Below are 6150 nucleotides of genomic sequence, written 5' to 3'. Positions count from 1 at the left end.
CGGCAGCTCGGTGACGCTCGACGAGACCAACAACGGTCCGACGACGGACGGCGTGCTGAACCCGGCGATCATGACGGCCACGAGCGCTGCGGCGATCGTGACGCTGACCTCCAACTACGGCGCCGACGGCGCCGGCACGACGACCTATGCGCTGTCGGTGACCAACGCGGCCTCGGGGCTGGCGACGGCACAGGGCGACCATGCCATCACGCTGGTCCAGGTCGGCGCCACGGTGCAGGGCCAGTACACGGATGCCGGCGGCACCCACACCGCCTTCACCGTGTCGGTCGCCGCGGACGGCAAGATGACGGTGGTGCAGAACGTCGCGCTTGAACATCTGGTCGATGGCTCGACGGCCGCCGCCTACAATGACGCACTGAACCTGGCGGGCAAGATCGCCGTGACGGCGACGGTGACGGATGCCGATGGCGACACCGCCTCGACCGGCGCCATCGATGTCGGCGGTGCGGTCACCTTCCTCGATGACGGCCCCTCGATCAGCAATGCGGTGGTCGGCAGCTCGGTGACGCTCGACGAGACCAACAACGGTCCGACGACGGACGGCGTGCTGAACCCGGCGATCATGACGGCCACGAGCGCTGCGGCGATCGTGACGCTGACCTCCAACTACGGCGCCGACGGCGCCGGCACGACGACCTATGCGCTGTCGGTGACCAACGCGGCCTCGGGGCTGGCGACGGCACAGGGCGACCATGCCATCACGCTGGTCCAGGTCGGCGCCACGGTGCAGGGCCAGTACACGGATGCCGGCGGCACCCACACCGCCTTCACCGTGTCGGTCGCCGCGGACGGCAAGATGACGGTGGTGCAGAACGTCGCGCTTGAACATCTGGTCGATGGCTCGACGGCCGCCGCCTACAATGACGCACTGAACCTGGCGGGCAAGATCGCCGTGACGGCGACGGTGACGGATGCCGATGGCGACACCGCCTCGACCGGCGCCATCGATGTCGGCGGTGCGGTCACCTTCCTCGATGACGGCCCCTCCGTCTCCGCCAACAGCGCCGTCCAGCTCGATGACGACGCACTCGCCGGCGGCAATCCAGGCGGCACCGGCGATGTCAATCCCGACACCGCCAACACAGCCGGCACGCTGGCCCACAGCTACGGCGCCGACGGCGCCGGCTCGACGCTGCTGACCGCTACCGGCATCGTGCTGCCGGCCGGTTTCACTGCAGCCGTGAGCAACGGCGGGCAGACTCTGACCATCAGCCAGGGCGCCACCGCAGTGTTGTTGATCCAACTCGCCGATACAAGCTCGGGCAACTACACCGTCACGCAGTTGCACGCGATCGACCATCCCGCGGGGCTGAACGAGAACAACGTCTCCTTCACGGTCAACTATGTCACCACCGATGGCGACGGCGACACTGCCACCGGGTCGCTGGCAATCAATGTGAATGACGACACGCCGACGATCAGCAACATCCAGGACGCAATCATGCCGAACGTCAACAATACCGACGTTCACGGCACCTGGACGCCGTCCTTCGGCGCAGACGGCCCAAGCGCGACGTCTGCGATCAGCCTGGCGATGGGGACCGCGCCCAGCGGACTGACGTACACGCAGACCAGCCAAGGCACGAACGTCAATGGCGATGCGGTGACGCAGGTCGATGTGAAGAGCGGAGCCACAACCCTCTACACATTCTACGAATACGCCCATTACGACGCGGCGACGCATACATCGCAGATGACCGCCTATACGACGCTTGCCGATGCGCAGGGCGCCACGGGTACCAACGAGTACTTCACGCTCGCCGCCGGGGCGGACGGCAACTACGACTTCCACCTGGTGACGAACAGCCTGCAGTCGACTTCCGTCTTCGACGTCGTCTCGGGGATCCCGAACGGCAACGGCAGCTACGTAAAGATCGCCTCCGGCTCGGCCAGCTTTGGCACCGATCCGGTTCCGGCCAGCGGCTACGACGTGATCATCGACGGCTTCAACTCCGGCAATACCGACCCCACCGCGCACAAGGTGTTCAAGAACGCCAACGGCATGGGCATCGACAATGGCAATCTGGAGACCAATGAGACCCTCACCTTCAAATTTGGTCTCACGCAAAGCGCTGTCACGGTCGGCATCGGCAAGGGCGGCAACGACACGTCCGAGCATTTCCAGGTGACCATCTGGGATGCGACGCACACGACATCAGCGACCTGGAATGTTACCCAGACCGACGGCACGCCGTTGATCGTCGACGCCGCACACTGGGGCACCAACGGGTCAAACAGCGGTGCGTTCTTCAACTTCAGCGAAGTAGACGTCAAGAACATTGCCAGCGCCGGCGGCGACGACCCGAAGGTCGTGCTGTTGTCGCTGACCTACAACTCGCAGACCATCGTCAGCGATACAACGCTCAACTTCGCGCTCGGTATCACCGATCACGACGGGGACAGCGTCACCAGCACCGACAATCTGTCAGTGGCTCTGGCCGGAACGCATTCCGGCAGCGGCTATCAATTGACGGGTCTCGACACGACCGGAGAAGTCCTTGCCGCAAGCTCGGGAGCCGATACGCTCCATGGCGGCACCGGGCTCAACGACACCGTCGACTACAGCAACGCAACCGCCGGAGTCACCGTCAACCTGCTGACACAGCTAGTCGGCGGAGCGGGCGCGCTTGGCGACACGATCAGCGGGTTCGAGAACGCAATCGGTTCGAACTTCGCCGACACCCTGACAGCCAACAACACCGGCAGCACCCTTTCCGGTGGAGGCGGCAACGACACACTGATCGGTGGTGCCGGCAACGATCTGTTGATCGGCGGTTCGGGCCAGGACACGCTCACTGGCGGCTCGGGCGCCGACACGTTCAAGCTCGACCACCTCGATATCAAGGACCTGATTAGCGACTATAGCGGCGCGGGCGGTCAAGGCGACAAGATCGACCTGACCGCGCTGTTCGAGACGGCGGCCGGAGGCAACATCACCGACTACGTGCACTACAACAACGGCACGCTGAGCGTCGACACCAACGGCACGACCGGCGGCGCCAATTTCGTGGACGTGGCGCAACTGACGAACACGCCTGCCGCCGGAACGATCAACATTCTCTACGACGACTCGAACCATGTGCAGCACACGGCCACGATTTAGCACCTATGTGTGGCGGCTCAGCACTTATGCGTGGCCGCGCTTCCATGCTATGCATTAGCGAACGGTGAATTTGCAGTTTGGAGAGGGACTTACATGAAGCGTTATGCAAGATTGCTGGCTTCGGCCACGGCGCTGCTGCTCGCCGGGTCGACGGGCTTCGCCGCCGACATCATCGGCGAGCCGGCGATAAACTATTGCCGCACTGTCGGCACTTCTGACCTGGTGCTGACCGATAACATTGTCGAGCTCAAGGACCATGTGGTGAAGCTGATGGACGAGTCGGTCGCCGTCGCCAACAGTCCGGAATGGATCAACTCGTCGCGTCCCGCCTTCGTCTGGGCTTCGGAAGCCAAGGTCGCCTGCGGCATGGCCTATGGCTACCTCAAGACGAACTACAAGGACGAGGATACGCTCAACAAATGCGAGTGCTTCCACGACCGTATGGTCGAGTATATGCACTGAGCTGACGGCTGAGCGCTGCGCCGACCGGTTGCAATGATGGCCATGAAAGCCTGGGCGGAGGCGGCCGCCTCCGCGACTCCGGCTGCCGCCCATGCCGGCGTGGCGTCGCAAGCTGATTTCCGACACGAGCGTTGGCGAGCCCTGGCGCTCGCCTTTGTCGTTCTTGCGGCCGCCTCCGGATGCCAGTCCAAGAGCGGAGCGTCGGACGTGCTCGATCCGTCGGCGATTGCGGCACCCACCGCACAGCCCGGCAATCCGGCAGCGCCTGCCCAGCAGGCAAGCAATCCGACGCAAGCCAGCCCGGCGGCGCCCGCTCAGCAGGCAAGCAGTGCGATCCAGGGCAGTGCGCCCCAGGGCAGCGCGACCCAGGCCAGCCCGACCCAGGGAGCTCCGACCTCGGTCACCGCCGCGCAGGCCAATCTGACGCTCGGCACGGGGCCGACCAAGGTGGCTATGCTGCTGCCGCTTTCGGCGCCGGGAAGCACTGGCGAGAACGGCCGCAAGATGTATGACGGCGCGCGGCTCGCGATGGCCGATCTCGGCGACAAGCTGCTGACGCTGACGATCCAGGACACGCGCGGCGACAGCGGTTACGCCAAGGACCTCGCCGTCAAGGCGATCACGTCGGGGACAGCGAAGGTCATCATCGGACCGTCGGAGCTTGCCGCCACGCAGCACCTTGCCAAGCTCTCCGGCTCGAAGCGACCGCCGGTGCTGGCGCTGGCCGACAATTTCGCCGGCGGCCCCGGCGTCTATTCCGTGCGGCTCAGCGAAGCCGACAGTGCCGCGGCGGGCGCGGCGGCAATCGCCAGCAAGGGCGCCAAGAAATTCGTGCTGATGGCGCCGGCGGGTACCGACAGCAGCGCAATCGAATCCAGGGTTGCCAACGCGCTCAGCATCTACGGCGCGACACTTGCGGTGACCTTGCCCTATTCGGTGGCGGACGGCGCGAAGGCGGTGTCCGACATGGGCTCGCTGGTCGACGCGCCCAACGCCGTGGTCGTCGCCAGCGGCGACGGCAGCCCGGCCGCGGTGCTTGCGGCGCTGAAGGCGAAAGGCATTCCGGGCAAGGCCGTGACGCTGATCGGCACCGACCGCTGGCTGGAGCGCCCGATGGATCCGCTCTACGAAGGCGCCTATATCGCGACGCTCGACCAGAGCGACACCGGACCGATCGCGGACCGCTTCAAGGCAACCTACAACTACCAGCCGGATATGAACGTGGCCTATGCCTACGACATGGTGGCGCTGAGCGCGGGCATCGCGAGCTCCGCCGGCCCCGGCGGCTTCAGCAAGCAGGTGCTGGAGAATACGAGCGGCTTCCGCGGCTCGACCGGCCTGTTCCGCTTCCGCGCCGACGGCTCGAGCCAGAGATCGATGCCGTTCTTCAAGGTGGAAAAGGGCCAATTGAAGCTGGTGGAGAAGTCGACGTCGGGGTTTTGAGGGGGGAAGCTCAGTTGAGCTGCTGCAGTATGCCGGAGCTGGTCGCTACCCTCAGTGCGTAATACATCTGCAAAGCTATCGCACAGATGGCGGCTGCCGAAATCGGTACGCCGAACGGCACCACGCCTTTACGGTCCAGATGCTGCACGTAGTGGCGGAACATGCCTGCGGGTAGAAGAAAAGGATTCTTGACCACGGCCGCGGTGGCGATAGCGAAGGCCAACAGCAGCACAGAAAATACGACCAGGTCGGTTCCGCCGATGAGAAATGGCATAACGCTCATCAGCTTGACGTCGCCGGCGCCAACCTTGCGCAAAAGCCAGAACGGAAAGAGTGCAGCGAAGAGGATCACGCCTCCAATCGCGCTGATGCCCATCTCCAGCCACGAGCCGGTCTGCAACGAATGGAACTGCAGTGTTCCGAGACCGAGGCAGAGCAACAACAGTACATCACGGTTCGAGATGCGCTGCGTAGAAAAATCGAGCCACGCGACACGCCCGAGCAACAGGATAGCCAGCCCCTTGAAGACGAGCGCAGCGATGAGCAAAAGACTCATGACCGCTCTATGTTCCTCACGCTGGACGAGAGCAGCTTCAGATTGTTGGCCACGGTGGGATCGTTCGGCGCCAGCTCATAGGCCTTGAGGAAGTTGCTGCGGGCATCCTGCAGCTTGCCACGCAGCAGATAGGAATAGCCGACATTGTTGTAATATTCCGGCGTGGCGCCGAGTAGGCGATAGGCCCTGGCGTAAGCCATGTCAGCCAGATCGAAACGGCGAATACGGTCGCAAGAGGCGGCAAGGCCCAGCCAGGCGACGCCGTCATTCGGAGCCAGGCGCGTGGCCTTGTAGAACAGGGCGCCGGCGTTGCCGTAATTCCCGGAGCGGAACTGGGTCTTGGCCTCGGTGACCGCCTGGTCGGAGGCATAGTAGTCGACGTCGCTGACGGTCTTCAGCCCTTTGAAGGCATCGCCGAAGGCGGTGTAGTCGCCCGTGGCCGGTTCGTTGGTGCGAACCACGCCGTCGGCGAGCTCTTTTGTCTGGCAGCCCGCAAGGAAGATGAGCAGCAGGCTGGTCGCGAATGCGAGGCGCTTTGGCCGTATCATAGTGTGTCCCACGAGTC

The 6150-nt window shown here is 64.3% G+C and carries 5 protein-coding genes; 3 read left to right on the top strand and 2 right to left on the bottom strand.

The window, feature by feature from the left end; genetic code table 11:
• The 3 genes from EN869_RS25900 to EN869_RS25890 form a co-directional block, all read left to right on the top strand.
• Nucleotides 1–3124: DUF5801 repeats-in-toxin domain-containing protein (locus EN869_RS25900; RefSeq protein WP_167509403.1), on the top strand; the 3124-nt coding region annotated here is incomplete at its 5' end.
• Between the two features lie 93 nt (nucleotides 3125–3217).
• Entirely contained in the window at nucleotides 3218–3586 is a 369-nt protein-coding gene (locus EN869_RS25895) for a hypothetical protein (protein ID WP_127230085.1), read from the top strand.
• A 33-nt stretch (nucleotides 3587–3619) separates the two neighbouring features.
• Complete coding sequence (locus EN869_RS25890) at nucleotides 3620–5029, top strand: ABC transporter substrate-binding protein (protein WP_245489623.1); 1410 nt, start codon at nucleotides 3620–3622, stop codon at nucleotides 5027–5029.
• Nucleotides 5030–5039: 10 nt separating this feature from the next.
• Here EN869_RS25890 and EN869_RS25885 read toward each other — a convergent pair whose 3' ends face one another.
• Both EN869_RS25885 and EN869_RS25880 read right to left on the bottom strand, forming a co-directional pair.
• Complete coding sequence (locus tag EN869_RS25885) at nucleotides 5040–5585, bottom strand: prepilin peptidase (protein ID WP_127230084.1); 546 nt, start codon at nucleotides 5583–5585, stop codon at nucleotides 5040–5042.
• Complete coding sequence (locus EN869_RS25880; protein WP_127230083.1) at nucleotides 5582–6133, bottom strand: tetratricopeptide repeat protein; 552 nt, start codon at nucleotides 6131–6133, stop codon at nucleotides 5582–5584. The genes EN869_RS25885 and EN869_RS25880 overlap by 4 nt, the downstream gene beginning before the upstream one ends.
• Nucleotides 6134–6150 lie beyond the last annotated feature (17 nt).

It is taken from the genome of Mesorhizobium sp. M2D.F.Ca.ET.226.01.1.1 (genome assembly GCF_004022705.2).
Classification (GTDB): Bacteria; Pseudomonadota; Alphaproteobacteria; order Rhizobiales; family Rhizobiaceae; genus Mesorhizobium.
This window is presented reverse-complemented; position numbering and strand designations above follow the sequence as displayed.

What these genes read in the sequence shown, in the direction of transcription:
- EN869_RS25885 (WP_127230084.1), bottom strand. Translation starts at nt 5,585, where the DNA reads ATGAGTCTTTTGCTCATCGCTGCGCTCGTCTTCAAGGGGCTGGCTATC.
- EN869_RS25890 (WP_245489623.1), top strand. Translation starts at nt 3,620, where the DNA reads ATGATGGCCATGAAAGCCTGGGCGGAGGCGGCCGCCTCCGCGACTCCG.
- EN869_RS25895 (WP_127230085.1), top strand. Translation starts at nt 3,218, where the DNA reads ATGAAGCGTTATGCAAGATTGCTGGCTTCGGCCACGGCGCTGCTGCTC.
- EN869_RS25880 (WP_127230083.1), bottom strand. Translation starts at nt 6,133, where the DNA reads ATGATACGGCCAAAGCGCCTCGCATTCGCGACCAGCCTGCTGCTCATC.